The following is a 1302-nucleotide window of genomic DNA, read 5'->3' as shown; positions in this document are numbered from 1 at the left end:
GTCCGGTCTCGGTCGTGAGGGCAGTGCCGAAGGGCTCGAGGAGTACCAGAACGTGCGCTTCTACAACATCGCCCGCCGCCCCAGCACGTGAACTACCCACATCCATTCACTTCTCCCTAGAACGAAAGTGTCTCTGTCATGCGTATTTCCGTTGTCAAAGAGATCAAGCCACAAGAGGCCCGGGTCGGGCTGACCCCCGGCGGTGCCGCCGACCTCGTTCGTAGCGGCCACACCGTCCTCGTCGAACGCGGTGCCGGTGACGGCGCAGGGTTCAGCGACGACGACTACACCGCCGTCGGTGCCCACCTCACCTCCCAGGCCGAGGCCTGGGAACGCGCCGAACTGCTGGTCAAGGTCAAGGAACCGATCGCCGCGGAATACCCATTCCTGCGCGAGGACCTGACCCTGTTCACCTACCTGCACCTCGCCGCAGACCGCCCGCTCACCGAAGCTCTGCTGGCCGCAGGAACACTCGGCATCGCCTACGAGACCGTGCAGGACAACACCGGCCTACCGTTGCTCACTCCCATGAGCGAGCTCGCCGGTCGACTGGCCGCGCACGCAGCCGCCACCCACCTGACCATGCCCGGCGGTGGCCCCGGCATGCTGCTCGGCGGATCACCCGGTGTCGCGCCCTGCCGGGTTCTGGTCATCGGCGGCGGAGTCGTCGGCACCCAGGCCGCACTCCTGGCTCTGGGGATGCAAGCCGAAGTCACCATCCTCGACACCTCCGGAAAGCGGATCCGCGAACTCGACATCCTCTTCGGTGGCCGAGCACGCACACTGGTCTCCGACGCCCAGACCCTCGACACCGAACTCGCGCGAGCAGACGCAGTCGTGGGCGCAGTTCTCGTCCCCGGACGGGCAGCACCGAAAGTCGTCTCACGTGCACAGCTCGCACTGCTCAAGCCGGGTGCACTCCTGATCGACGTCGCCATCGACCAAGGTGGCGCATTCGAGACCTCCCGCCCCACCACCTACGAGTCGCCGATCTTCACCGTCGAGGGCATCCGTCACTACTGCGTGGCGAACATGCCCGGCGGAGTACCCCAAACCTCGACCAAGGCCTTGACCAATGCCACGCTGGCCTACCTGCGTCAGATGGCCGACCAAGGCGTCGACGCCGCCCTGACCGCCAACCCCGCGCTGGCACTGGGCGTCAACACCCGCGACGGCCGGATCGTCTACCCCGGAGTCGCAGACGCATTCCCGGACCTGCCGAGCCTGCACGCCGACCGCGTACCCGCCTGAACCACAAAGACGACTGCGCCCACCGCAACCACCAGCAGTAGGCGCAGTCGC

The 1302-nt window shown here is 66.8% G+C and carries 1 protein-coding gene; it reads left to right on the top strand.

Going from position 1 to position 1302, the window contains the following annotated elements; genetic code table 11:
• Positions 1–138: 138 nt before the first annotated feature.
• Positions 139–1251, top strand: coding sequence for an alanine dehydrogenase (ald, locus tag O4220_RS27685; RefSeq protein ID WP_269608745.1), 1113 nt, complete (start codon positions 139–141; stop codon positions 1249–1251).
• Positions 1252–1302: the final 51 nt, after the last annotated feature.

This window comes from Rhodococcus ruber, from assembly GCF_027270735.1.
Classification (GTDB): Bacteria; Actinomycetota; Actinomycetes; order Mycobacteriales; family Mycobacteriaceae; genus Rhodococcoides; species Rhodococcoides rubrum_A.
The sequence above is the reverse complement of the archived record's forward strand: the minus strand, read 5'-3'. Positions and strand labels throughout refer to the sequence as shown.

Coding starts and splice junctions, on each gene's coding strand:
- ald (WP_269608745.1), top strand. CDS start 139: ATGCGTATTTCCGTTGTCAAAGAGATCAAGCCACAAGAGGCCCGGGTC.